Below are 24,738 nucleotides of genomic sequence, written 5' to 3'. Positions count from 1 at the left end.
ATGGACGCCGACCCGCTCGCGCGCCTTACCGAGGCGATGACGTCGGCCCGGCAGGACGGGGCCCTGGTGCGGATCGGCGGGCCGATCCGCGAGGTGACCGCGAGCGCCTGCCGGATCGGCGGCGTCGCGCCCTTCGTGCGCCTCGGCGACCGGATGGCCTTCTCGACGGGCGGGCGGTCGCAGGTCGGCGAGATCGTCCGGGTCGACGCCGAGGGCGCGACCCTCAAGGCCTATGAGAGCCGGATCGAGGCCGGGATCGGCACGATCGCCCGCCGCCTCGGGCCGGCGGAGCTGCGGCCCGATCCGAGCTGGAAGGGCCGGGTGATCGACGCCCTCGGGCGCCCGATCGACGGGGCCGGCCCGCTGATCGCGGGCGAGCGCGCCGTTCCCCTCGACGCCGACCCGCCGGCGGCGCTCGGCCGCGCCCGGGTGCGCGCGCCGCTACGCACCGGCGTGCGGGCGCTCGATCTCTTCACCCCGCTCTGCGCCGGCCAGCGCATCGGCATCTTCGCCGGTTCCGGCGTCGGCAAGTCGACCCTGCTCGCGATGCTGGCGGGAGCGGAAGGATTCGACAGCGTCGTGGTCGCCCTGGTGGGCGAGCGCGGGCGCGAGGTGCGGGAATTCCTCGAAGGCGCGCTCGCACCGAGCCGGAGCCGCGCCGTGGTGGTGGTCTCGACCGGCGACGAGAGCCCGATGATGCGCCGCCAGGCACCGAAGGTGGCCCTCGCGGTGGCTGAGGCGTTTCGCGATCGCGGCGAATCGGTGCTTCTCATCGTCGATTCGGTGACCCGCTACGCCCATGCCGCCCGCGACGTGGCCCTGGCGGCGGGCGAGCCGGCGGTGGCCCGCGGCTACCCGCCGAGCGTCTTCTCCGACCTGCCGCGCCTGCTCGAGCGGGCGGGCCCGGGCCTCGAGGGGCGCGGCACCATCACGGGGGTGTTCTCGGTGCTGGTCGACGGCGACGACCACAACGATCCCGTCGCCGACAGCATCCGCGGCACGCTGGACGGCCACGTCGTCCTCGACCGGGCCATCGCCGAGCAGGGGCGCTACCCGGCGGTCGACCTCCTCGGCTCGATCTCGCGACTTGCCACCGAGGTCTGGACGCCCGAGCAGCGCGACCTGATCCGCAAGCTCCGGGCGATGATGGCCCGGTTCGAGGAGACCCGGGACCTGCGCCTGATGGGCGGCTACCGGTCCGGGACCGACGCCGAGCTCGACCAGGCCATCGCCCTGGTGCCGCGGATCTACGACGCCCTGCACCAGGACCCGACCCAGCCGCCGAGCCGGGACGCGTTCCTGGAGCTCGCCCAGAGCCTGCGGGGCTGACGCGCGATGGCCGAGCCTCTCCCGTTCTCCAAGCCCCGCGCAAGCCTGGGCGGGTCTAGTCCGTCCCGAGTTCCGGCTTCGCGAGTCGCATCTCCGCAAGCCCAGTCCCGCCTGCATCCCATTCGAAGCATTTTGACGAACGAGGTCCCGCAATGAGTCTCATCGGCGTGCTCCGCTCCGGTGTCTCGGGCATGAACGCCCAGTCCAACCGCATCTCGACGGTGGCGGAGAACATCCAGAATTCCAGCACGACGGGCTACAAGCGCGCCTCGACGGAGTTCTCCTCGCTGCTGATCGCCGATACCGGGACCGGCAACTACAATTCGGGCTCGGTCGAGACGACGGTGCGCCGGGCGGTGAGCGAGGGCGGCACCATCAACGCCACGACCTCAAAGTCCGACCTCGCGATCGACGGCAACGGCTTCTTCGTCGTCCAGGACCCGTCGGGCGCGCCGCTCCTGACCCGGGCCGGCAACTTCAAGATCGACGCCACGACCAACAATTTCACCAATGCCGCCGGCATGACCCTGATGGGCTACAGCCTGCTCAACGGCGAGCCCTCGACGACCCTCAACGGCGTCGCCGACATGGTGCCGATCAGCCTCGCCGCGGTCAACAGCCGGGCGACGCCGACCACCGCCGGCTCCCTGTCGGGCAAGCTGCCGGTCGACGCCACCGCGGCCGGGGCGGACCAGTACTCGAAGAAGTACTCGGTCGTGGCCTACGACAACGTCGGCAAGTCCCGGACCGTCGACGTCTACCTGGCGAAGAACAACGACAACACCTGGACGGTCTCGCTCTACGACGGCGCTGCCACCCCGACCCCGTCCGGCACCGCCCCGAGGCTGCCCTTCGACGCGAGTGGGGCCACGATCGCGCCGCTGGCGAGCACCACCCTCGGCTTCAATGCGCAGGGCCAGATCACCGGCACCGGAGCCAAGGGCTCGGGAACCTATACGGGTCCGAAATCCCTCACCCTCACCACCCCGGGCGGGCAGAGCACGACCTTCGACCTCTCCGGCCTGACTCAGCTCGCCGGCGACTACGCCATCACGGGCACGGCCAACGGCAAGTCGCCGGCCGCCGTGACCGGCACCTCGTTCGACGCGGACGGCACCGTGTACGCCAATTTCGACGACGGCACCCGCCTAGCGGCCTTCAAGGTCCCGGTCGCCACCGTGCCGAGCGCCGACAACCTCGAGCCGCGGTCCGGCAACGTCTACCGGCCGACGGTCGATTCCGGCGCGATCCAGGTCGGCTTCGCCAGTCAGGGCGGCCGCGGCAAGATCCTGTCGGGCTCCCTCGAGCAGTCGAACGTCGACGTCAGCACCGAGCTCACCGCGATGATCGAGGCGCAGTCGACCTACACCGCCAACTCGAAGGTGTTCACGACCGGCAACGAGATGCTCGACACCCTGATGAGCCTGAAGCGGTAACGGCAGAGGAGAGCAGCGCCTGATCGCGCCGCGATCGGGCGCCGCTCTCGATCTGGTTTTGCCGCATTTTCTGCGACGAACCGGTCTCCACTTCGTCGGAAAATGCTCCAGCCAACCGGAACTGACAGATGGGTCTCTCGCTCGCGCTCGATTCGGCACGCTCGGCGCTCCTCGCGACGTCGAGCCAGATCGCCACCAACGCCCGCAACACCGCGGGGGCGAACGACCCCGGCTATTCGCGCAAGATCGTCAGCCTGGTGACCGGCGCGGGCGGGACCACGGTCGTGGTGACCCGCGCGAGCGACGCGGCCCTGTTCACCCGCAAGCTCTCGGCGGCCTCGGCGGCCTCCGAGAGCCAGGCCCTGCTCGACGGGCTCACCAAGCTGTCGATGACGGTGGGCGATACCAGCGACGCGGGGTCGCCGGCCGCGCGGCTCGGCGCCCTCAACGCGGCGCTCCAGGCCGCCGCCAACCGCCCGGACGATGCCGGGCTCGCCCGGACGGCGGTCGAGAGCGCCCGCGACCTCGCCACCAGCCTCAACGGCGCGGCGGACGCCGTGCACGATGCCCGCGCGACGGCCGACCAGGGCATGGCGGACTCGGTCGCGCGCATCAACGACCTGCTCGGCCAGTTCGACATCGCCAACCGGGCGGTGATGCGCGGCACGGCGAGCGGCCAGGACGTCAGCGACAGCCTCGACACCCGCGACCGCATCGTGTCGCAGCTCTCGGCCGAGATCGGCATCTCCGTCTCCGACCGTCCGGGCGGCGACATGGCGATCTACACCGACAGCGGCGTGACGCTGTTCGACCGGGGCGCCCGGACTGTGAGCTTCACCCCGACGACGGCCTTCGCGGCGGGCACGGTGGGCTCGGCCGTGACGGTCGACGGCGTGCCGGTCACGGGGGCGAGTTCGCCGATGCGGCTCGCGAGCGGGCGGCTCGCCGGCCTCGCCTCGTTGCGCGACGAGAGCGCGGTCGCTTACGAGAACCAGCTCGACGCCATCGCCGGCGCCCTGATCGACACCTTCAAGGAAACCGGCGCCGCCGGGTCGAAGACGGGCCTGTTCACGGCCGGCGCGAGCGGCGCCCTGCCGGGTTCGACCGCCGGGCTCGCAGGGAGGATCGCGCTCAACGCCGCCGTCGACCCGACGAGCGGCGGCGACGTCACGACCCTGCGCGACGGCGGCATGAACGGTGCCGCCTACAAGGCCAATCCGGGCACCGACGCGGCTTACGCGACGCGGCTGAACGGGCTGGTCGCCGGGCTGGCGACGGCGCGCAGCTTCACCCCGGGCCCGCCGCTGAACGAGACCGCGACGCTCGCGGGCTTCGCGGCCGATTCCGCCGGCTGGCTCGAAGCGACCCGCAAGGCCGCCTCGGGGGATGCCGATTACCAGAAGACCCTGCTCGGGCGGGCCAGCGACGCCCTGTCGAACGCCGTCGGCGTCAACGGCGACGACGAGACCGCCCAGATGCTGCAGCTCCAACGCGCCTACACGGCCTCGGCCAAGATCCTGACCATGGTGGACGACCTGCTGCAGACCCTCCTGACCGCGATCCGGTGAGGCGTCCCGGCGATCCCCCGCAAGACAGAGCCCTGCCTGCCATGATGACCACCAGCTACATCTCCAGCCTCAGCCTGTGGAACACCCCGCGCAATGCCGCGGGCCGGCTCCAGACCGAGATCGCGACCGCGACCCAGGAAATCACGGCGGGGCGCTACGCCGATATCGGCCTCGCCCTCGGGTCCCAGGTGAGCCGCAGCTTCTCCCTGCGCCAGAGCACGGCGGAGATCGCCGCCCTCAAGGACGGCAACGGCGTCACCGCCCTGCGCCTCGGCGCGACCCAGAACATCCTGCAGCAATTGCAGAAATCCGCCGACACGCAATTCGCCGCCCTGACCGGGCTGACCTCGGACAAGCGCGTCGCCGCGATGGCGGCCTCGGCCGGCGACACCCTGGCGTCGCTGACGAGCCTCCTCAACTCCTCCGCGAGCGGGCAGACGCTGTTCTCCGGCATCAATACCGGCGTGAGCCCGATCAAGGACGGGGCCGTGGCCAATGCCCAGGCCGCCGCGACCGCCGCGTTCCAGACCGCCTTCGGCTTTCGGCCGAACGACCCCCGCGCCTCCACCCTGACGGCGGCGCAGGTGAAGAACTTCCTCGAAGGCACGGTCGCGGCCCAGTTCGCCGACCCGAACTGGGGCAACACCTGGTCGCAGGCCTCGAGCACCGCCGTGACCAGCCGGATCTCGCTGAGCGAGACCGTGACCACCTCGGTCTCGGCCAACGGGACGGCGTTCCGCCAGCTCGCCGAAGCCGCCATCGTGTCGAGCCTCGGCCTCACCGGCCTCTCGGCCGACGCCCAGGCCGTCGTGTCCGACCGGGCGATGGGTCTCCTCAGCCAGGCCAGTGCCGGGCTGGTCTCGCTCCAGGCCGATCTCGGCCGCAGCCAGTCGCGCATCACCGACGCCAATACCCGGCTCGACGCGCAGGCCTCCCTCTTCCAGAAGGAACTCTCCCGCCTCGAAGCGGTCGATCCGGCCGAGGCCAAGACCCGGCTCGACGCCGCGCAGACCCAGCTCCAGATGTCCTACTCGCTGACCGCGCAGATCCAGCAGCTGTCGCTCCTGAAATACCTCTCGTAGCCCGGCGACCCCGCCGGCCCGCGCGACGTCATCCCCGCGACCCCATCCAGACGCGTAGACACAGACCGACGAGGCATCGGCTCGATGTACCGCTTTTCCTATTCCGAGATCCTGGAGGACGCCCCGGAGGTCGGCCGCGAGCGCGAGCGCGCCGCCTTCGACCGGGCGCTCGCCCAGCTGCGCGACGTCGAGGCCCGGGGCCTCGCCGGGCCGGAGCGGACCGCCGCGGTCGGCTTCGTGCAGGACCTGTGGAACGTCCTGATCGCCGACCTCCTGGGGCCCGAGAACGCCCTGCCGCCGGCGCTTCGCGACGACCTCGTATCGATCGGCGCCTGGACCATGCAGGAGGTCGGCGAGGTCCTGCGCTCGCCCGAGCGCAGCCTTTCCGCCTTGATCGAGGTGAACACCTCGATCCGCGACGGCCTGAGGTGAGCCGCACCATGCGCCTGTCGCTGCGAGCCGGGGAACGGATCTACATCAACGGCGCCGTTTTGCGGGTCGACCGCAAGGTGGCGATCGAACTCATGAACGATGCAACCTTCCTGCTCGAGAGCCACGTGCTCCAGGCGGAGGACGCGACGACGCCCCTGCGTCAGCTCTACTTCGCCGCCCAGACCATGCTGATCGATCCCGCCCAGGCGGCATCGGCGCGGGTCCTCTACGACGGCCTGCGCGACGGCCTGCTGGCGACGACCGGCGAGGCGGTCCTGCGCGACGGGCTCGCCGCCGCCCACGCCCTGATCGAGGGCGGCCGGCTGTTCGAGGCGCTGAAGCTGATCCGCGGGCTCTATCCCCTCGAGGCCGCCCTGATGAAGGCCGGGGACGCGCCCGCCGTTCCGGCGCCGGCTCCGGCCCTGACCGCGCTCGCCCGCCGCACCCGCAGCCCCGAGCGGCCCCGCGAGCGTACGGCCGTGCGGCCGCCTGCCACGAACCGCCGCTCCGCCCATGCCGCTCTGCCCGCCCGCGACCCGGAGGCCTGAATGACCGTCGACAGCACCACCAGCGCCACCGCCGCCGCGGGGACCTCCGCGACCGCCGCCGCCGCCAAGGCCGGCAGCTCCTTCGCCGCCTCGATGAACTCGGACACCTTCCTGACGCTGCTGATGGCGCAGCTGAAGAACCAGGATCCGACGAAGCCGATGGACTCGACCGCCTATGTCGGCCAGCTCGCCACCTTCTCGCAGGTCGAGCAGGCGACGAAGACCAACACCAAGCTCGATTCGCTGCTCGCCTCGAGCTTCCTCGACCAGGCCGACACGGTGATCGGCCGCACCCTGACCTCGGCCGACGGCACCCAGACCGGCACCGTCCAGTCGGTGCGGGTGACGAGCGACGGGGCGCTGGCGCGCCTGACCAGCGGCCAGGACGTGCTGCTGACCTCCGGCGTCACCATCCAGTAAGGTGCGCCATCCGGCGACGTGCCGGGCGCTTCGGAGACACCCATGAACGAGGTCGACGCCCTCGAACTCGTCCGCGCCGCGATCTGGACCGTGATCGTCGCCGCGGGCCCCGCGGTCGGCGCCGCGATGCTGGTCGGCATCGCGGTGGCCCTGCTGCAGGCGCTCACCCAGATCCAGGAGGTCACCCTGACCTTCGTGCCGAAGATCGTGGTGATCCTGCTCGTCCTGCTGGTCACCGGCACCTTCATCGGCGGCCAGATCAACGCCTTCGCGGAGGCCGCCTACGGGCGGATCGCGACGGGATTCTGAATGCCCAACCCCCGCGCAAGCTAGCCGTGGCACACCCACCTGCGAAAACCCTTCGCGGAGGATGGTGGGATCATGGCGGTGGGCGCGGCTCCGGCAATCGAGCGCAAGTCGCGGCGGGATTTCGGCTTCGCGGCCGGCATCGTGGCGATCCTGGCGGTGCTGTTCCTGCCGGTCCCGGCATTGCTCATCGATGTCGGGCTCGCCTTCTCGATCGCCCTGTCGGTGCTGATCCTGATGGTGGCGCTCTGGATCCAGAAGCCGCTCGAATTCTCGGCCTTCCCGACCGTGCTGCTGATCGCCACGCTCTTGCGGCTGGCGCTGGGCATCGCGACGACCCGGCTGATCCTGGCCAACGGCCAGAAGGGCGTGGACGCCGCCGGCCACGTCATCCAGGGCTTCTCGCAGTTCGTGATGAGCGGCGACTTCGTGATCGGGATCGTGGTGTTCCTGATCCTGATCACCGTCAACTTCCTGGTCATCACCAAGGGCGCGACCCGCATCGCGGAGGTGGGCGCCCGCTTCACCCTCGACGCGATTCCCGGCAAGCAGATGGCGATCGACGCCGATCTCAATGCCGGGCTGATCGACGACAAGGAGGCGCAGCGCCGGCGCCGGGAACTGGAGGAGGAGAGCGCCTTCTTCGGCTCGATGGACGGCGCCTCGAAGTTCGTCCGCGGCGAGGCGGTGGCCTCGCTCATCATCATCGCGGTCAACGTCTTCGGCGGCATCATCATCGGGACGACGCGGCACGGCCTGCCGCTCGGCACCGCCGCCGACATCTTCACCAAGCTCTCGGTCGGCGACGGCCTGGTCTCGCAGATCCCGGCGCTCATCGTCTCGCTGGCCGCCGGCCTGCTGGTCTCGAAGGGCGGCACACGGGGCACCGCCGAACAGGCGGTGATCGGCCAGCTCGGCGCCTATCCGCGCGCGCTGCTGGTGGCGGCCGCGATGATGGGCATGTTCGCGCTCGTGCCCGGCCTGCCCTTCCTGCCCTTCATGGCGCTGAGCGGGCTCCTGTTCTTCATCGCCCGTACCATCCCGCGCCGGCTCCAGGCGAAGGCGGCGGCGACGGAGGCCAAGGCCAAGGCCGAGGAGGCGATGAAGCAGGCCGAGACCAAGGAGAAGGACTCGGTCAAGGAATCGCTCAAGACCCCGGAGATCGAGCTCAGCCTCGGCCGCCAGGTCGGCTCGCAGATCCAGGCCTCGCAAGGAGAGCTCGGCCACCGGGTCGCCAAGATGCGGCGCAAGTTCGCCCGGCAGTACGGCTTCGTGGTGCCGGACATCAAGGTCGCGGACAACCTCGCCTTGCCGCCGAAGAGCTACCAGATCCTGATCCACGGCACCGTGGCGGCGAGCCAGGAGCTGCGCCCCGGCGAGATGCTGGTGGTGGTCGGCGACGGGCCGAAGCCCGACGTGCCGAGCGACGAGGTGCGCGAGCCCGCCTTCGGCCTGAAGGCCTTGTGGGTGATGGATTCCTACGCCGCGGAGGTGCGCCGCGGCGGCTTCGAGCCGATCGACGGCGCCTCGGTGCTGCTCACCCACCTCTCCGAGGTGATCCGCAACAACCTGCCGCAATTCCTGTCCTACAAGGACATGCGTGCGCTCCTCGACCGGCTCGACCCCGAATACAAGCGCCTGCTCGACGAAATCTGCCCGTCGCAGATCTCCTACTCCGGCCTCCAGGCGGTGCTGAAGCTGCTGCTGGCCGAGCGGGTCTCGATCCGCAACCTGCACCTGATCCTGGAGGCGATCGCCGAGATCACCCCGCATGCGCGCCGGGCCGAGCAGATCGCCGAGCACGTGCGGATGCGCATGGCGCAGCAGATCTGCGGCGACCTCGCCGAGAACGGCGTGCTCAGCGTGCTGCGGCTGGGGGCGAGCTGGGACCTGTCGTTCCACCAGAGCCTGAAGCGCGACGCCAAGGGCGAGGTGGTGGAGTTCGACATCGACCCGCGCCTCGTCGAGCAATTCGGCACCGAGGCCTCGGAGGCGATCCGCTCGCGGATGAAGGAGGTGCACGGCTTCGCCCTCGTCACCGCGCCCGACGCCCGGCCCTACGTGCGGATGATCATCGAGCGGATCTTTCCGACCCTGCCGGTGCTCTCGCATCTCGAGATCGCGCGGGGCGTCGAGATCAAGTCGCTGGGCACGGTCTCGTGACCAAGATCGGGCCGGACAGCTTCCTCGCCGTCTTCCTGATCTTCTGCCGGGTCGGCGGCTGTCTCCTCGTCGTCCCGGGTTTTTCGAGTCCGCGGGTGCCCCAGCAGGTCCGGCTCCTCATCGCCGGGGCCGTCTCGCTCGCCATCGCCCCGTTGATCGTGCCGCAATTCGAGCCGCGGCTCGCCGGGCAGCTGCCGGTGCAGACCCTGGCCTGGATCGCCAGCGAGACCCTGACCGGGCTGATGATCGGCTTCCTCGGCCGGATCTTCATCCTGGTGCTGGAGACGGTGATGAACGCCGCCTCGACCATGGTCGGCTTCGGCGGCATGCCAGGCTCGCCGGTCGAAGGCATCGATCCGGTGCCGGCGGTGGAGGGGCTGATCCTCCTCACCGCGGCCGCGATCATCTTCGCCGCCGACCTGCACTGGGAGCTGTTTCGCGGCCTCGTCGAATCCTATTCCCGCATCCCGCCCGGCGAGGGGCTCGGCAGCCAGCTGATCCTCACCCGCATCGTCGACCAGGTCACCGCCGCCTTCATGCTGGGCCTGCGCATCGTCGCGCCGTTCATCCTCTACGCCATCATGGTCAACCTGGCGGCGGGCTTCGTCAACAAGCTCACGCCGACGATCCCGGTCTACTTCGTCGCCACGCCGTTCGTGATGTTCGGCGGCCTTCTCATGCTCTACTACCTCGCGGGCGAGTTCATGACGCAGTTCCTCCGCGGCTACGCGGCCTGGCTGGTGCGCGGCTGATGGCGTCGGGCACCGGCGACCGGCTGAAGCGCGCCAGGCGCCTCGTCACCGTGCAGGAGCAGATGCGCCGCGCGGCCGAGATCGAGCTCGCCGCCACCCGCGAGCGCGCGGCCGAGATCGAGGCCGACCGGTCGCGGCTGCTCGCGGCGCTCGCCTCCTCCGATCACGGCCCGATGCTGCTGGAGGCCACGGCCAGGCGCCTGCGCGGGCTCGCCGCGCAGGCGACCGCGCTGGAGGCGGAGGCCGCCGCGCAGAGGGAAGCCGTACGCGAGCGGGGCCTCGCCCAGAAGCGCGCCGAATCCCTGGCCGAGCGCCGGGCCGACGATCACCGCCGCGAGGCGGACAAGCGCGACGACCTCGAACGGCTCGACGGGCAGGTGGCGCGGCTCGCGGCCCGCTCGGGCCGTCCCGACGCAAGCCTCCCGTAAGCCAGGGCCGTTAAGATCCTGTTGACGTAACCGATCCTGATTCGAGCCGCCGATGAGCATCTCACCGCCCTCCGACATCGTGCTCGACGTGGCCCGGGCGGCCGATCCGCAGCGCTTCCAGGAGGCCGCCGCCAAGCTGTCGCAGCCCGGCAGCGCCGGCGCCACCGCCTTCGCCGATGCGGCGCGGGATGCCGGGCTCTCGACCCACATGCCGCTCGATGCCCGCGGCTCTCTCCTCAGCCTGCAGAACCAGACCGCGCTGACCGGCGCCGGCAGCGACCCCTACAAGAAGTTCGAGGGGCTGGTGATGCAGCAATTCGTCGAGGCGATGATGCCGGAGAAGTCCGAGACCGTGTACGGCAAGGGCAATGCCGGCGGCATCTGGAAGTCGATGCTGGCCGAGCAGATCGGCACCCAGATCGCCAAGGCCGGCGGCATCGGCATCGCCAAGATGCTGAACGCCGCTCATCCGGCTGCCCCCGCCGCGCCGGCGGTGGATGCCGCCAATCCCGCGGCCAAGGTGTGACCGTCATGCTGCTCGCCTGCATCAAGCGGCTCGAAACCGTGATCGAGGAGGAGACCGAGGCGCTGGAGGCGCGAGGGGCGGCCGATCTCGACGGCCTCAACCGCCGCAAGAGCCAGGGACTCCTCGAACTCACCCGCCTCACCCGCGGCCTCGACCCCACCGGCCTCGACGCCACCACGGCGATCCACCTCGCGCGCCTGCGCGACAAGCTCGCCCGCAACCAGCAGGTCGTCGCCCTGCACCTGCGGGCGATGGAGGAGATCGACGACACCGTGACCCAGGCGGCGCTCGCCGCCGAGTCGGACGGGACCTATAGTGCGCGGACGAGCCTCCGGTCATGAAGATCCTGATCACCGGGCTGTGGATCTGCGCCGTCACCATCGCCTCCTGCTACGGTGCGGTGACCTTCGGCGGCGGCATCTTCTCGGGCAAGAAGACCGAGCCCTACCTCGAAGGCCTGCAATACCAGAAGCTCGCGCCGATCAACATCCCGATGATCGCCGACGGCAAGGTGCAGGGCTACGTCATCGCCGTGCTGGTCTTCACCGCCGACGCCAAGCTGATGCACACCCTGCCGGTGCCGCCCAACGCCTTCGTGGTCGATGAAGCCTTCCGCCAGATCTATGCCGACCCGGCGCTCGACTTTCGCAAACTGGCGAAATACGACATCACCAAGCGGCTGGCCGAGGTGCGGGCGAAGGTGAACGAGCGCCTGGGCGGCGACGTCGTCAAGGACGTGCTGGTGGACGAAATCAATTTCGTCGCGAAGCGGGAAGTACGGTCGTAAGCTTGCCGAGGCAGAAAACCCCCGGCAGAATGACCGCATCGTTTCCACCCGCACAGGGTCGTCCCGGGGCCGCGCAGCGTTGGCCCGGGATCCAGAGCCGCGGATAGGTCAGGAAAGGCGGAAGACGAGCGAATCCGCCATTGGTTGAGAGCCTGCTCGAGTGAGATTTTATTCTCGACATTTAAGACAAGCGGGATGTTCCTATCCCCTTACCTCATCCTGAGGTGCGACTGAAAGGAGCCTCGAAAGATGGCTCCAGATAGCGCCGAGACTTCTGGAGCCCTCCTTCGAGGTCAGTCGATCTGCGATCGACCAACACCTCAGGATGAGGTGAGTGGGTAGGATGAACAATCCGCCAATCGGTCGAAGCAGGTTCTGACGCACCTGAGTCCCTGGATTCCGGGCTCCGCTTTCGCGGCCCCGGGATGACATCGAGGGTGTCATGGAGACGGGCGCCACGCCTCGTCGAGCTGAAGGCGCCGCAGCACCCGCCTCCCGCCCCCTACCCCCCGAACACCGACGTCAGCTGCTGCCCACCCCGGTTGATCGTCACCTCCCACATCGAGGCGGCGGTGCGGGTCATGCGCTCCAGGTCCTTGGTCGAGGTCACGGGCGCCCCGTTCACCGCCACCACGAGGTCGCCCTTCTGAAGGCCGGCCCGGTTCGCGAGGCTGCCGCCCTCGACCTCGGCGATGATGACGCCGTCTCCTTGCGCCTGCGTCGGCAGGTCGAGCTGCAGGTCCTCGACCACGGCCGGCGACAGGTTGACCGCGGTGGCGCCGAGGAACGGCGAGCGGGTCTTCACCTTCAGGGTGTCGCGCGGGCGGGTCTCAGGCGCGGGGCCCAAGCGCACCGGCACCGTCGTGCGGCTGGAGCCGCGCAGCACCGTGAGCTTGGTCTCGCCCTTGATGCCCTTGAGCGCGAAGCGGTAGCCGAAGGCTTCCGGGTCGTCGACCGTCTGGCCGTCCACCGCCAGGATCACGTCGCCGCGCTTCAGGCCCGCCTCCTCGGCCGGGCTCTTCGCCTGCATCGAGGCCACCAGCACCCCGGTCGGATGGTCGAGGCCGACGCTGTCGGCGATGTCCGGCGTCACGTGCTGGAGCCGGGCGCCGAGCCAGGGCCGGCGCACCGTCTTGGCGCCGCCCTTCGCCGTCTCGACCACCGCCTTGACCATGCTGGCCGGGATGGCGAAGCCGATGCCGTGGCTGCCGCCCGATTGCGAGTAGATCGCCGTGTTGATGCCGACGAGGCCGCCGTTGAGATCGACCAGCGCGCCGCCGGAATTGCCCGGGTTGATCGCCGCGTCGGTCTGGATGAAGAACTGGTAATCGGCCGAGCCGACCTGGGTGCGGGCGAGCGCCGAGACGATGCCTTGCGTCACCGTCTGGCCGACGCCGAACGGGTTGCCGATGGCGATCACGAAATCGCCGACCTGCAGGTGCTCGGAATCGCCGATCTCCATCGGCGTCAGGCCGCCGCTCGGGCTCTTGATCTTCAGGATGGCGAGGTCGGTGCGGGGGTCGCGCAGCAGGATCTGCGCCTCGAACTCGCGCCGGTCGTTCAGCGCCACCTTCACCTCGTTCATGTTCTCGATGACGTGGTTGTTGGTGACGATCAGCCCCGAGGCGTCGACGATGACGCCGGAGCCGAGGGACCGCTGGGCCCGCTCCTGCGGCAGGTTGGGCGCCGCATCGCCGAAGAAGCGGCGCAGGAACTCGTCCATGGCGCCGCGATTGGCGGCGCGCTTCTCGACATGGGTGCCGTAGACGTTGACCACGCTCGGCGCCGCGCGCTTGACCAGCGGCGCGAAGGAGAGCTGCACCTGCGCCTTCGAGTCCGGCACGGCCCGGTTATCCGTCAGGGCGCGGAACGGCGGCACCGACTCGGCCTGTGCGGCCGCCGGTCGGGCGACCCCGAGGAGGAGCGCGGCGAGCAGCAGGGAGGTCGTCGGGCGGTGCATCGGCATTCGGCTCCGAAAGTTCGGGTTTGACGCTGGATGCTCTCTCACATGACAGCACTGCGCTGAAAAGATGGCGCCTCGGCCGTGCCCGTCATCCCGGCATAGAGGTCGCACAGGGCGTCCGCGTGGGCGGCGAGGGTCATCGGGGCGGACCAGGCGCGGGCATGCGCGGCCGCGCCGAGGCGGCGCACCAGAGCGTCGTCCGTCAACCGGCCGAAGGCTCCGCTGAGCGAAGCGAGGTCGGGCGCGGTGACGAAGCCGGTCTCCCCGTCCCGGATCTTTTCCGCCGCGCCGGCCCGGTCGGAGGCGATGGCCGGGATGCCGGCGGCGAGCGCCTCGTAGACCGTCAGCGGCCCGGTCTCGAGCCAGCGCGACGGCGCCGCCACGGCGCGGGCTCGGGCGCGCAGCAGCGCCTCGACCTCCGCCGGGGCGCGCCAGCCGACCACTTCGGCCCCCGGCACGGCGCGCAATTCGTCGGCGAGCGGCCCGTCGCCGATGAACAGCGACGGCAGCCCCGCCCGGTGGGCTCCCTGCGCCACGAGGTCGGCGCCCTTCTCGCGGGTGAAGCGGCCGACAAAGGCGATCGCGTCATTGGCGGCCGGATCGGCCGGGGCGGCGCGCTCGACCCGGACCGGATTGTCGATGCGGTGGTGGCGCACGGGCGCGCCCCGCATCATCGTCTCGATCCGGGTGCGGCTGCCGTCGGAGACGTGGACGAGGTCGATCGGGCGACGGTCGAAACCGCGGGTGATCGCTGCCCATTGCGCGACGTAACGCGCCACCCGCACCGCCTTGTGCGCCCGCGATTGCGGATCGCACGATGCCGCGAGGCAACCGGGCGAGACCGGGCGCAGGGTGCAGGGCTCGGCCGTGTCGAAGCGGTAATAGACGCCGTTCGGGCAGGCGAGGAAGTAATCGTGCAGCGTGATCGCCACCGGCAGGCCGCTGCGCGCGAGGACGGGAAAGATCGCCGGCGAGAGCGAGCGGGTCCATTGGTGCAAATGCAGAACGTCGGGCCTCACCGGCAGGGCCGCCAGGGCCGCGTCCAGACGCCGCGCCGCCTCGCGATTCCAGATCCCCTCGATCGCGCCGCGCCAGGCCGGCCGCTCCCACACGTCGGTGAGGCCCAAACCCACCCGGCGGATGCCCGGATGATCGAGCATCGGGTCGGCCGGCCCGTCGGCGCCGTGGATCAGCGTGACCGCGACGCCGCGTTCGGCAAGCCCGCGGGCGGATTCGAGCGCGACCTTCTCGGCGCCGCCCTTCGGCGTCGCGAAATTCGTCAGGATGCCGACATGCATCGGAAGGGTCCTCTCACCCGCGGGACCCTAGCCCGGGAGGCGCCACCGTCCGGTTAAGCGCGCCACGGACGAAACACCCCCGGTCCCCGCGCGTTAGCCGGGCAGACTGCTCCGACCGAGGAGACCACCATGAGCGACACGAAGACCCCGAACCAGGACCAGCCCGGCTTCCGCCGCGACAGCGCGTCGCCGGACGACAAGGCCCGGCCCGAGAACCAGCAGAGCAAGCTCAGCGAACGGCTCGACGAGGGACTGGAAGAGACGTTTCCCTCGAGCGATCCGGTCTCGGTGAAGATCACGAAGTAGGCGGCAGGCGCGCCGGTCCGTCGGCGACGAGACCGGCGCGCCTCCCCGCTCCTGCACGGGACAGGCGATCCCGATGAAATCATTCATACTTCTGGTTTCATCAGTTGATCGCCGGCTTGCCGCGGAAATGCCCGGCCCCTAAATCCGCGCGCGGCGCGGCCTGACCTGGGGAACGACGATGTCGGGGCGACGCGGGAGAGCCGCCCCATCCGCATGATCCGTCCGCCAAACCGATCCGCCTGGCCCGCGGCCGCGCTCCTCCTGTTCGCGACCGCGCCCGCCCTGGCCCAGTCCAGCTTCGCCCGCGGCACCGCCCTCGACTGGCCCGCCGTGCTGAGCGGCGCCTTCCTCGGCTTCCTGCTCCTGCCGATCGCCTACAACGCAGCCTTCTTCGTCATCCTGCGCGAGCGGTTCCTGCTCTGGGACACCGCCCGCATCCTGACGCTCGTCGCCCTCACGCTCTGCCTGTCGTCGCTGCCGCTCGGTCCGCTCCTGGAAGCGGAGAGCGTTGCCCGGCAGGTCGCGATCAACGTCCTGTTCGACGGGGTGATCGCCCTGATGGGGCCGTTCCTCGGCACGCTGCTCGAACCCGGCACGCTGCCGGCGGGCTTCCGCAAGGCTCTCGTCCGGCTGCCCGTCGCGGTGGCGCTCACGACGCCCGCGATGCTCCTCGACCCCTGCCCGCCCGCCTACCGGGCCTTTCGCGATGTCGTCCTGGTGGCGATCCTGGTGCTGTATTGTACGGCTTTGGGCCTGGCGCTCGCCCGCGGCAGCCGCGCGGCGCGGTTCCAGTCGGCGGCCTCGCTCTGCGTGCTGTCGGTCTGCGCGGTCAGCCTCTACCACGACATCGTGCTCGGGCGTCCGTTCGGCCTCTTCCTCTACGTCCTGTTCGGCGCCATCGCGCTGGAGATGCTGCTGAATGCCGCCAGCGTCGGCGACCGGTTCATGCGCCTGAAGCGCGAGCGCGACCAGGCGCAGGCCCGGGCCGACACCCTCGACCTCGTCGCCCATACCGATCCGCTGACGGGCCTGCCGAACCGCCGCGGCCTGGAGCGGCATTTCGCTCAGGCGCGGCCGCGCGCGGTCGCGATCCTCGACATCGACCATTTCAAGCGGATCAACGACACGTTCGGCCACGACCAGGGCGACGCGGTCATCGTCGCGGTGGCACGGGCACTCGCCGCAGGCCCGGCCTTCGCGGGCCGGCTCGGCGGCGAGGAATTCGCGCTCCTCCTCTCCGACGAGGCCGCGCTCTCCACCGTCGAGGCCCTGCGGCGGACGATTCCCGTACGGGCGGCGGCACAGGTGCCGATCGTCGCCGGCCCGGTCACGGCGAGCGCCGGGGTCGCGCGGGTGACCGAGGCCATGAGCTACGCCGAGGCCCTGAAGGCCGCCGACCTCGAACTCTACGCCGCCAAGGCCGCCGGCCGGAACTGCTCGGTCGCCGACCGCGCCGTCTACCGGGCGCGGGCGGCGTGACGGGATCGGGAGCCTGGCTGAGCGAGGCTCCCGATCCCCCTTACTGCACTTCGAGCAGGCGGCGGGCGATGACCTGGGCCTGGATCTCGGCCGCGCCCTCGAAGATCGACAGGATGCGGGCGTCGCAGAGCAGGCGGCTCACCGGGTATTCGAGGGCGAAGCCGTTGCCGCCGTGGATCTGGAGGGCGTTGTCGGCGGCCGCCCAGGCGACGCGGGCGCCCAGCAGCTTCGCCATGCCGGCCTCGAGGTCGCAGCGCTTGCCCTCGTCCTTCTGGTGCGCGGCGAAGTAGGTGAGCTGGCGGGCGATGGCGATCTCCACCGCCATCATGGCGAGCTTGTCGGCGACCCGCGGGAACGAGACCAGCGGCTTGCCGAACTGCACCCGCTCCTCGGCGTAGCGCAGGCCGACATCGAGCGCCGACTGGGCGACGCCGATGGCGCGGGCCGCGGTCTGGATGCGGGCCGATTCGAAGGTCTGCATCAGCTGGGCGAAGCCCTTGCCCTCGACGCCGCCGAGCAGGTTGCCTTCGGGAACCGTGAACCCGTCGAAGGCGAGCTCGTACTCCTTCATGCCGCGATAGCCGAGCACCTCGATCTCGCCGCCCGACAGGCCCTCGACCGGGAAGGGGTTCTCGTCGGTGCCGCGGGGCTTCTCGCCGAGCAGCAGCGACAGGCCCTTGTGGCCCGGCTCCTCGGGCTTGGTGCGCACCAGCACGGTCATCAGGTCGGCGCGGACCGGGTGGGTGATCCAGGTCTTGTTGCCGTGGATCCGCCAGGTGTCGCCGTCCTTCACCGCCTTGGTGCGCAGCGAGGCCAGGTCGGAGCCGGTATTGGGCTCGGTGAAGACCGCGGTCGGCAGGATCTCGCCCGAGGCGATCCTGGGCAGGAAGCGCTGCTTCTGCTCCTCGGTGCCGCCGCCCAGGATCAGCTCGGCGGCGATCTCCGAGCGGGTGCCGAGCGAGCCGACGCCGATATAGGCCCGCGACAATTCCTCCGAGACCACGCACATCGAGATCTTCGGCAGGCCCATGCCGCCGTATTCCTCCGGGATGGTCAGCCCGAACACGCCGAGCTCGGCCATCTGGCCGATGATCTCGAGCGGGATATAGGCGTTCTCGAGGTGCCATTCATGGGCGTGGGGCGCGACCTCGGCCTGGCCGAAGCGGCGCATCTCGGTGCGGATCGCCTCCATGTCCTCGTCGAGGCCGCTCTCGCCGACGGTGGCGCCCGAGCCCTCGCGGATCAGCCGCACCAGGGCGGCGCGGTTCTCGGCGGTGTTGCCCTCCGCGATCAGGGTCTCGACGGCGTCCGAGCGGTGGCGTGCGACCTCCTGGGCCTTGAGGCCGAGCGACGAGGTCGGGCGCACCATCTCGCCCTGGCTCATCGGGATGCCGGTGAAGAGCTGTTCCAGGTATTCGCCCAGCCCGATGCGCACCAGCAGCGTCTCGGTCTCGCCGAGGCGCCCCTGCTCGGCGAGGCGCGCCGCATAGGCGCCGAGCTGGCTGATCGCCTCGGCATAGGTCGAGAGCCAGGCGAGCCCATGGGCGGCGTGCTGCTCGGTCTCCAGGCGCTCGGGCGAGAGCCGGCCGTCGGGGCCGACGAGGCCGGCGCGCACGCGCCTCGTGGCGTCCGCGGCGAGCGCCTTCGCGGCGAGGCCGGCTTCCTGCGCCAGGGTGACGAGATCGGTCGGGGCGGGGGCGGCCTGGGCGGACATCGGGCAGGTCTCCGGTGATTTTGCTGCGGCGCATACAAATAGCGGCGAATCGCCGGTCTGTAGAGGGCCTGGGCTGCCGCTGGGGTCCGACTTTATGGGGAGCGGGGATTATTGCGCGGTGACGCCGCCGTCGATCACCATCTCGGCACCCGTGACGAAGCCGGCCTCGTCGGAGGCCAGGTAGGCGGCAAGCCCCGCGATCTCCTCGGCGGCGGCATTGCGTCCCAGAGGCACGGAAGCACGCAGGCGCTCGGAGAGTTCGTCGGGCGTGTAGCGGCTGCCGGCGGCGAGGTCGCGCAGCATGTCGGTCTCGGTGAAGCCCGGATGGATCGAGTTGCAGCGCACGCCGTATTTCTGGCGCGCGCAGTGCAGGGCGACCGACTTGGTGAGGAGCCGCACCGCCCCCTTCGAGGCGTTGTAGGCCGCGAGGTTGTGTCCGCCGACGATGCCTGAGACCGACGAGAGGTTGATGATCGATCCCCCGCGGCCGGCCGGCGGCTTCATCGCCCGCACCGCGTGGCGGCAGCCGAGGAAGGTCCCGTCGACATTGACCGCCTGGACGCGGTGCCACTCTTCGAGGGTGACCGACTCGATCGTGCCGACGACCGCGATTCCCGCATTGTTGACCAGCACGTCGAGGCCGCCGTGGCGGGCGACCGTGCGGTCGACGGCCCGGGCCCAGTCCTCGTCCTTCGTCACGTCGAGGGGGCAGGGATGGAAGGCGGGGTTCTCCGGCGCCACGCGCGCGGCCTCGGCCTCGTCGAGATCGGCGAGGATCACCGCCGCCGCTCCCTCGCGGGCGAAGCGCCGCGCGATCGCGAACCCGATTCCCCGCGCGCCGCCCGTGACCAGGGCGACCTTGCCGGCCAGACGCTGCATCCGGTGTCCCTCCCCGCCGCTTGTCGCGCGGCTTGTCCCGGAGGCTAGCCGGCCCGGCGGCGTTGCGCCAGCCGATCGTCGCAGGGATGGCGTCACCGTGTCATACGCTTTCCGATTGATCGCTTTGCGATGCGGAAAGCGGCTTCGCTCAGGCGCCGCGCGGGCTGATGATATGGAATCCGGAAGTGATCTTCCGGATTCCATATCAGAGCCGCGCCTTGAGGCCGACCGACAGAAGCATGGTTTCGGCGCTGCCGCTGCCGGACGGAGCCGGCAGGGTCGTCGTCGCGCCGGTGAGACCCGAGGTGATGCGCGTCGGGCCGTTGCCCTCGAAATATTGCTGGTACTCCACCCGGCCCACGGCCGAGAGGAACGGGTTGATACGGTACTCGACCGACGCCGTGGCGCCGAACATGCCGGTTGTGCCGAAATCCTCCCGGAACACCAGGTGGCGCGCGGCGTGATGATCCTTGTCGTTCCCATAGGCGAACGGACTGCCGATCAGCTCGCCGGACACGCTCCAATCGTCGTACGCGAAGGAGCCGCCGATGCCGACATACGGCGTCTGCCACCATTGCTGGTAGGCGACGCCGATCTTGTCGTCCGGGAAGGTTCCGGCCGTGTCCCGGAATCCGTTCTGCGAGTAGATGAACCCGCCGCCGCGGGCGTTCGATTTCAACGTGAGCGCCCGGTAGCCGGCAATGGCGTAGACCTTGGTCTCCTCGTCCTCGTAGAACGTCGCTGCCGCGCTGATGTCGAGCTGCCAAGCCTTCGGCGTCTGGGTGTTCGGGCTGTTCGAGTAATGCGACCAGCTGTTCTTGCCGGCATAACCGTAGAGCCAGTCGTAATCGCGCATATCGGCGCTGGAGGCGACGGCGGCCCAGCCGCGGCCCCGGATCGCCAGCCAATCCAAGGGCTGGAGGGCGAGCCGGCCGCCGACCACGGCGGCATCGGTGTTCCAGTTGAGCTGGCTGACCCGGGCGCGCGAACCCACGTCGTTCACGTATTCCCGCACTTCACTGCGCAGGTATCCGGTGAACACTTCGCCCGAGAAGGTGTTGCCGCGCAACACCTCGGCGGTGTCCTCGGCGAACAGGTCGGCGGCTCCGGCGGCCGGCATGAACAGCAGACTGGCCCATAGACCCAAAAGAACGGTGCGCATCACGGCTCCAACGGGTCGGCCTCTCCCCCGGGCCGATCACGCCTGCGATAGTGACTTGTTTACCCTAATATTTGGTTTCCGTACGTCACCGACCCCGAAACGAGACGCCCGGCGCGGTAGGGCGCCCGGCGTCTCGTTTCGGGGTCGGGGCGCCGACGCGGCCCCGGTTTTCGGATCGGTTTCGCGCACGAGGATGTGTCTCGTCATACCAGCGGTCGTTGGACACGACCTTTGGTTCCGTTCTCGAATCTTCGCCAAGCCTCCGGCTTCGAAACGAACATTCGAGATGGATCAATGGCCCGATGCGTCAGCCTCTTGGGCTATTGGTATCAGTTCGTCACCGGCTTTGCCGTCCCTGGCGGATGAAACGAAGCGGTGATCATCCGTACATATTATAAATTATCGAAGACAGTTTTTATTCTGGGGCGGGTCCCATTCTCCAGGCGATACCGGGCAAGCCCGGCATCGCCTGGAGAGGGGATCCCGCGCTCAAAATTCGATCGCAACATCAATCGCTTGGGTCCGGTTTCTGTTCAGTACGGTCCGACACCGCCCAGGCCCGGCAGGGCGAGGCCGTTGCCGAAGGCCCAACGCAGGCCGACCCGGAACTCGTTGGCGGCGATGTCCTTGATGCGGGTATTCTGGGTGTAGGCGTCGAAGCCGGTCCGCGCCTTGCCGACTTCGAGGTAGCGGTAATTCGCGTCGATGCTCACCCCGGCACCGATCTCGTAGGAGATGCCCGCCATGGCCGCCCAGGCGAGGCCGATCGCCGTGTGGTTGGCGCGGGCGTCGAACCCTTGGGCGCCGAGCTGGTAGGCGCCGTCGACGCCGCTGCCGCAGGCGGTGGTGAAGCAGGTGGTGCCGGTCCAGGCGTCGTGGAAGCGCTTGCTCGCCATGCCGACGCCGGCGCCGATATAGGGCGTGAAGCCCCACCAGGTGCCGAGATCGACGTAGACGTTGAACAGGCCGGTCAGGACGTCGAGCTTGCCGGCCTCGGTGTTGAAGCCCTCGACGAAGTTGGTGCGCGAGGAATAATCGCGGAAGCGGCTGCGGGTGCGGCCGTCGACGGTGACGTCGGCGCGCAGGAAGCTGTTGAAGCGGTAGCCGATGCCGCCGCCATAGCCGTCGGTATTGCCGAGGCGGAAGCCGACGAGCTTGGCACCGTCGGTGCCCGGCAGGGTGTCGTCCTTCGGGTGGCGGAAGTCGCTCGCCGTGTAGTCGCCGCGCAGGTACCAGCCGGAGCCGACCTCCACCGGGGCCGGCAGCGGCGGCGGTGGGGGCGGCGGCGGCAGCAGGTCGGCGGCGCGCGCCGGCGCCCCGAGCAGGCCGAGCCCGAGGGCCGCGACCGGGATGCAGTGACCGAACCGTGCCATGGGAGCCCTTTCCTGCCCCTACGGCTCCTCAGCCGGGGCGTGCTTCACGTTGTGATGATCACTTGGGGGTGACGGCGGACCCGAGAGGCCCGATGCCTTAAGGTAACGAAAAAGGTTTAGCGGCGACTTAACCCTAACGGCCCGCCGTCGAGGTCTCCGGCGCGGGACGCGCCGGAGTCGAGTCGTGAAGCGTCAGTACTTGCGCACCAGCGGCATCATCGGCGGCGGGGGCGGCTCGTAGGCGGCCACGACCGGCGCGCCGAACATCCAGCGCATGCCGAGCTTGATGTCGTGGGACTCGATGTCCTTCACCTTGATCGGCGTCAGGGTGCTGCCGCAGAAGCAGTTGAGCACGCCGGTGCTCCCCTCGCCCATGTTGAGGTAACGGTAGGCCAGTTCGAGTTTCAGGTTCGGCGTGACGGCGTAGGACAGGCCGGCATGCAGGGCCCAGGCGAAGCTCGTCTTGATCTGGGTCTTGTAGGTGCCGCCACTGATGTTCTGGTAGCCGACCGCGCCCGCATCCGGGTAATCCGGATAGGTGTAGCTGCCGGTGATCTGGCTCGTCTCCGACAGGCCGGAGAAGCGGTGGAACGCCGCGCCGACACCGGCACCGATGAACGGCGTGACACCGTAATAGGTGCCGAGATCGGCGTAGCCGTTCACCAGGACCACCGCGGCCGAGTAATTGCCGTTGGTGGTCTCGTGGGTGGTCTCGTCGTAATCCTTGCGCAGGCCGTTGTCGTCGTAGGTCGAGTATTGCGACTTGATGCGGTCGTTGGTGCGGAAGCCGCTGGAGAAGCGGTACTCGCCGGTCACGTCGCCGCGCAGCCAGGAATTGAACTGGTAGCCGACGCCGATGCCGGCGAAACCGCCGCCGCCGAGATCGGTGTTGTAGTAGTTGACCACGTCCGGGCTCGGCACGGTCGAGAGCTTCGGCCGGGTGTAGATGCTGGCACCGACATCGCCGCGCAGGTACCAGCCGCCACCGAACTCGACCGCCGGGGGCGGCGGAGGCGGCGGGGGCGGCAGGAAATCGAGGTCGGCGGCGTGGACGAGGCCCGGCGCTGCCACGCTCGCTGCGAGCGTGAAGATGCGCGCCAGCGCGAGTGGCTTGCTGCGGCGGCCCATGACGGTTCCTTGTTGTGGAGGGCCGCGGAGACGTCGGGCGGCCATTCCGGAAGACGTCATGACTGTCGCCGGGTTCGGTAAACCCGCGCTTAACGTTAAGCCTTAGGGCTGAGAAAGAGTTGCACTCGATTGATCGGTGTCGTCGCCCAGGCGGAAGCACGATGAGGCGAGCCCGGCTCGCACAAATCCTGCGCGTAAGGTCCTCGCCTGTTCGCGCCTCGGCTGTGGCGCGGAGGGAGCGGACGCGGCGCCCGCTCCCGAGGTGTCCGGTCAGGCCGCGACCTTGCGCAGGGCCTCGACGACATCGTCGACCACCTGCACCACGAGGTCGCGGTCGTCGCCCTCGGCCATCACGCGGATCACCGGCTCGGTGCCGGAGGGCCGGATGACCAGGCGGCCGCCCTCGCCCAAGCGCTGCCGGGCGCCCTCGATGGCGGTAACGACGGAATCCTGGCGCAGGGGCTCGCCGCCGGCGCCGTAGCGCACGTTCTTGAGCACCTGCGGCAGCGGATCGAAGCAGTGGCAGACCTCGCTCACCGGGCGCTGCTGGCGCTGCACCACCGAGAGGAGCTGGAGCGCCGCCACCAGCCCGTCGCCGGTGGTGGCGTAATCCGACATGATGATGTGGCCGGATTGCTCGCCGCCGAGGTTGTAGCCGTGCTCGCGCATGTGCTCGAGGACGTAGCGGTCGCCCACCGCCGTGCGGACCATGCCCAGGCCGAGGCCGCCGAGATAGCGCTCGAGGCCGAGATTCGACATGATGGTGGCGACGATGCCGTTCTTCGACAGGCGCTGGTCCTCCTGCCAGGAGCGGGCGACCACCGCCATCAGCTGGTCGCCGTCGACCCGCTGGCCCTTCTCGTCCACCACCAGCACCCGGTCGGCGTCGCCGTCGAGCGCGATGCCGATATCGGCACGCAACTCGCGTACCTTGGCGACCAGAGCCTCGGGCGCCGTCGAGCCGACGTCGCGGTTGATGTTGAAGCCGTCCGGCTCGGTGCCAATGGCGATCACCTCGGCGCCGAGCTCCCACAGGGTCTCGGGCGCCACCCGGTAGGCGGCGCCGTTGGCGCAATCGACCACGACCCGCAATCCGTCGAGGGTGAGGTTGCGCGGCAGGGTGCGCTTGGCGAACTCGATGTAGCGGGCATGCACGCTCTCGATGCGCTTGGCCCGGCCGAGCTCGCCGGCGCCGGCGAGCTTGGTCTGCAGGTTCGAATCGATCAGGCGCTCGATCTCGCGCTCGACGTCGTCGGAGAGCTTGAACCCGTCGGGGCCGAAGATCTTGATGCCGTTATCCTCGAACGGGTTGTGCGAGGCCGAGATCATCACCCCGATATCGGCGCGCATCGAGCGCGTCAGCATCGCGACGGCCGGCGTCGGCATCGGGCCGAGCAGCAGCACGTCCATGCCGACCGAGGTGAAGCCCGCGACGAGCGCCGTCTCGATCATGTAGCCCGACAGGCGGGTATCCTTGCCGATCACCACCCGGTGGCGATGGTCCCCGCGCTGGAACACGAGCCCGGCGGCCTGTCCCACCTTGAGCGCGAGTTCCGGCGTGATGACGCCGTTGGCCCGGCCCCGGATGCCGTCGGTCCCGAAATACTTACGCACGGCTGTCCACTCCTTGTCCCGTTCCGGGCCATCCGGCCCGCCGGT

General features: G+C 69.8%; 24 protein-coding genes. 16 read left to right on the top strand and 8 right to left on the bottom strand.

Annotation, left to right across the window (positions count from 1 at the left end; translation table 11 throughout):
* From fliI to AC3AOF_RS30905, 14 genes are all read left to right on the top strand, one after another.
* Positions 1–1,329 carry a flagellar protein export ATPase FliI gene (gene fliI / locus AC3AOF_RS30970; protein ID WP_488349363.1) on the top strand — a complete coding sequence of 443 codons (1,329 nt, stop codon included), beginning with the start codon at positions 1–3 and terminating at the stop codon, positions 1,327–1,329.
* Between the two features lie 152 nt (positions 1,330–1,481).
* Positions 1,482–2,765 carry a flagellar hook protein FlgE gene (locus tag AC3AOF_RS30965; RefSeq protein ID WP_488349362.1) on the top strand — a complete coding sequence of 428 codons (1,284 nt, stop codon included), beginning with the start codon at positions 1,482–1,484 and terminating at the stop codon, positions 2,763–2,765.
* A gap of 128 nt (positions 2,766–2,893) precedes the next feature.
* Positions 2,894–4,333 carry a flagellar hook-associated protein FlgK gene (flgK, locus tag AC3AOF_RS30960; protein ID WP_488349361.1) on the top strand — a complete coding sequence of 480 codons (1,440 nt, stop codon included), beginning with the start codon at positions 2,894–2,896 and terminating at the stop codon, positions 4,331–4,333.
* Between the two features lie 41 nt (positions 4,334–4,374).
* Complete coding sequence (locus AC3AOF_RS30955; protein ID WP_236992970.1) at positions 4,375–5,415, top strand: flagellar hook-associated family protein; 1,041 nt, start codon at positions 4,375–4,377, stop codon at positions 5,413–5,415.
* 84 nt (positions 5,416–5,499) lie between these two features.
* The gene (flaF, locus tag AC3AOF_RS30950) at positions 5,500–5,847 is read left to right on the top strand and encodes a flagellar biosynthesis regulator FlaF (RefSeq protein ID WP_236992971.1); all 348 of its coding nucleotides are present in this window, start codon (positions 5,500–5,502) and stop codon (positions 5,845–5,847) included.
* Between the two features lie 8 nt (positions 5,848–5,855).
* Positions 5,856–6,395: a flagellar biosynthesis repressor FlbT gene (flbT, locus tag AC3AOF_RS30945; RefSeq protein WP_236993513.1), complete on the top strand. Its 540-nt coding sequence runs from the start codon at positions 5,856–5,858 to the stop codon at positions 6,393–6,395.
* Positions 6,396–6,815 (top strand): flagellar hook assembly protein FlgD, encoded by a 420-nt coding sequence (gene flgD / locus AC3AOF_RS30940; RefSeq protein WP_236992972.1) that lies wholly within the window; start codon positions 6,396–6,398, stop codon positions 6,813–6,815.
* Between the two features lie 42 nt (positions 6,816–6,857).
* Positions 6,858–7,124 carry a flagellar biosynthetic protein FliQ gene (locus AC3AOF_RS30935; protein WP_236992973.1) on the top strand — a complete coding sequence of 89 codons (267 nt, stop codon included), beginning with the start codon at positions 6,858–6,860 and terminating at the stop codon, positions 7,122–7,124.
* 72 nt (positions 7,125–7,196) lie between these two features.
* Positions 7,197–9,284, top strand: a complete 2,088-nt coding sequence (flhA, locus tag AC3AOF_RS30930) for a flagellar biosynthesis protein FlhA (RefSeq protein WP_236992974.1) — start codon at positions 7,197–7,199, stop codon at positions 9,282–9,284.
* Entirely contained in the window at positions 9,281–10,036 is a 756-nt protein-coding gene (gene fliR, locus AC3AOF_RS30925; protein ID WP_236992975.1) for a flagellar biosynthesis protein FliR, read from the top strand. The genes flhA and fliR overlap by 4 nt, the downstream gene beginning before the upstream one ends.
* The gene (locus AC3AOF_RS30920; protein ID WP_236992976.1) at positions 10,036–10,464 is read left to right on the top strand and encodes a hypothetical protein; all 429 of its coding nucleotides are present in this window, start codon (positions 10,036–10,038) and stop codon (positions 10,462–10,464) included. The genes fliR and AC3AOF_RS30920 overlap by 1 nt, the downstream gene beginning before the upstream one ends.
* A 52-nt stretch (positions 10,465–10,516) precedes the next feature.
* Positions 10,517–10,990 carry a rod-binding protein gene (locus AC3AOF_RS30915; RefSeq protein ID WP_488349360.1) on the top strand — a complete coding sequence of 158 codons (474 nt, stop codon included), beginning with the start codon at positions 10,517–10,519 and terminating at the stop codon, positions 10,988–10,990.
* A gap of 5 nt (positions 10,991–10,995) precedes the next feature.
* A complete protein-coding gene (locus tag AC3AOF_RS30910) occupies positions 10,996–11,331 on the top strand; it encodes a flagellar protein FlgN (RefSeq protein ID WP_236992978.1) in 336 nt (111 codons plus the stop codon).
* Positions 11,328–11,777, top strand: coding sequence for a hypothetical protein (locus AC3AOF_RS30905; protein ID WP_236992979.1), 450 nt, complete (start codon positions 11,328–11,330; stop codon positions 11,775–11,777). Before AC3AOF_RS30910 ends, AC3AOF_RS30905 begins: the two co-directional genes overlap by 4 nt.
* Positions 11,778–12,279: 502 nt before the next feature.
* Here the strand turns inward: AC3AOF_RS30905 and AC3AOF_RS30900 are convergent.
* The gene (locus AC3AOF_RS30900; protein ID WP_488349359.1) at positions 12,280–13,743 is read right to left on the bottom strand and encodes a DegQ family serine endoprotease; all 1,464 of its coding nucleotides are present in this window, start codon (positions 13,741–13,743) and stop codon (positions 12,280–12,282) included.
* Positions 13,744–13,781: 38 nt separating this feature from the next.
* Positions 13,782–15,038: a glycosyltransferase gene (locus AC3AOF_RS30895; RefSeq protein ID WP_488349358.1), complete on the bottom strand. Its 1,257-nt coding sequence runs from the start codon at positions 15,036–15,038 to the stop codon at positions 13,782–13,784.
* A 129-nt stretch (positions 15,039–15,167) separates the two neighbouring features.
* Here AC3AOF_RS30895 and AC3AOF_RS30890 point away from each other — a divergent pair, with 129 nt between their 5' ends.
* Positions 15,168–15,344 (top strand): hypothetical protein, encoded by a 177-nt coding sequence (locus AC3AOF_RS30890; RefSeq protein WP_236992982.1) that lies wholly within the window; start codon positions 15,168–15,170, stop codon positions 15,342–15,344.
* 213 nt (positions 15,345–15,557) lie between these two features.
* Complete coding sequence (locus AC3AOF_RS30885; protein ID WP_236992983.1) at positions 15,558–16,823, top strand: GGDEF domain-containing protein; 1,266 nt, start codon at positions 15,558–15,560, stop codon at positions 16,821–16,823.
* A 40-nt stretch (positions 16,824–16,863) separates the two neighbouring features.
* On the opposite strand, the gene AC3AOF_RS30880 is transcribed toward AC3AOF_RS30885, so the two are convergent.
* The 6 genes from AC3AOF_RS30880 to glmM form a co-directional block, all read right to left on the bottom strand.
* Positions 16,864–18,537: an acyl-CoA dehydrogenase family protein gene (locus tag AC3AOF_RS30880; protein ID WP_236992984.1), complete on the bottom strand. Its 1,674-nt coding sequence runs from the start codon at positions 18,535–18,537 to the stop codon at positions 16,864–16,866.
* Positions 18,538–18,645: 108 nt separating this feature from the next.
* Entirely contained in the window at positions 18,646–19,416 is a 771-nt protein-coding gene (locus tag AC3AOF_RS30875) for a glucose 1-dehydrogenase (protein ID WP_236992985.1), read from the bottom strand.
* A 205-nt stretch (positions 19,417–19,621) separates the two neighbouring features.
* Entirely contained in the window at positions 19,622–20,578 is a 957-nt protein-coding gene (locus tag AC3AOF_RS30870) for an omptin family outer membrane protease (protein ID WP_236992986.1), read from the bottom strand.
* 533 nt (positions 20,579–21,111) lie between these two features.
* The gene (locus AC3AOF_RS30865; protein WP_236992987.1) at positions 21,112–21,951 is read right to left on the bottom strand and encodes an outer membrane protein; all 840 of its coding nucleotides are present in this window, start codon (positions 21,949–21,951) and stop codon (positions 21,112–21,114) included.
* Positions 21,952–22,143: 192 nt separating this feature from the next.
* Positions 22,144–23,079 carry an outer membrane protein gene (locus AC3AOF_RS30860; protein WP_236992988.1) on the bottom strand — a complete coding sequence of 312 codons (936 nt, stop codon included), beginning with the start codon at positions 23,077–23,079 and terminating at the stop codon, positions 22,144–22,146.
* A 270-nt stretch (positions 23,080–23,349) separates the two neighbouring features.
* Positions 23,350–24,693 (bottom strand): phosphoglucosamine mutase, encoded by a 1,344-nt coding sequence (gene glmM, locus AC3AOF_RS30855; RefSeq protein WP_236992989.1) that lies wholly within the window; start codon positions 24,691–24,693, stop codon positions 23,350–23,352.
* Positions 24,694–24,738: the final 45 nt, after the last annotated feature.

It is taken from the genome of Methylobacterium sp. 142-1Y, from assembly GCF_057747795.1.
Note: the sequence above shows the minus strand (reverse complement) of the source record. Positions and strands in the feature narration are given on the sequence as shown.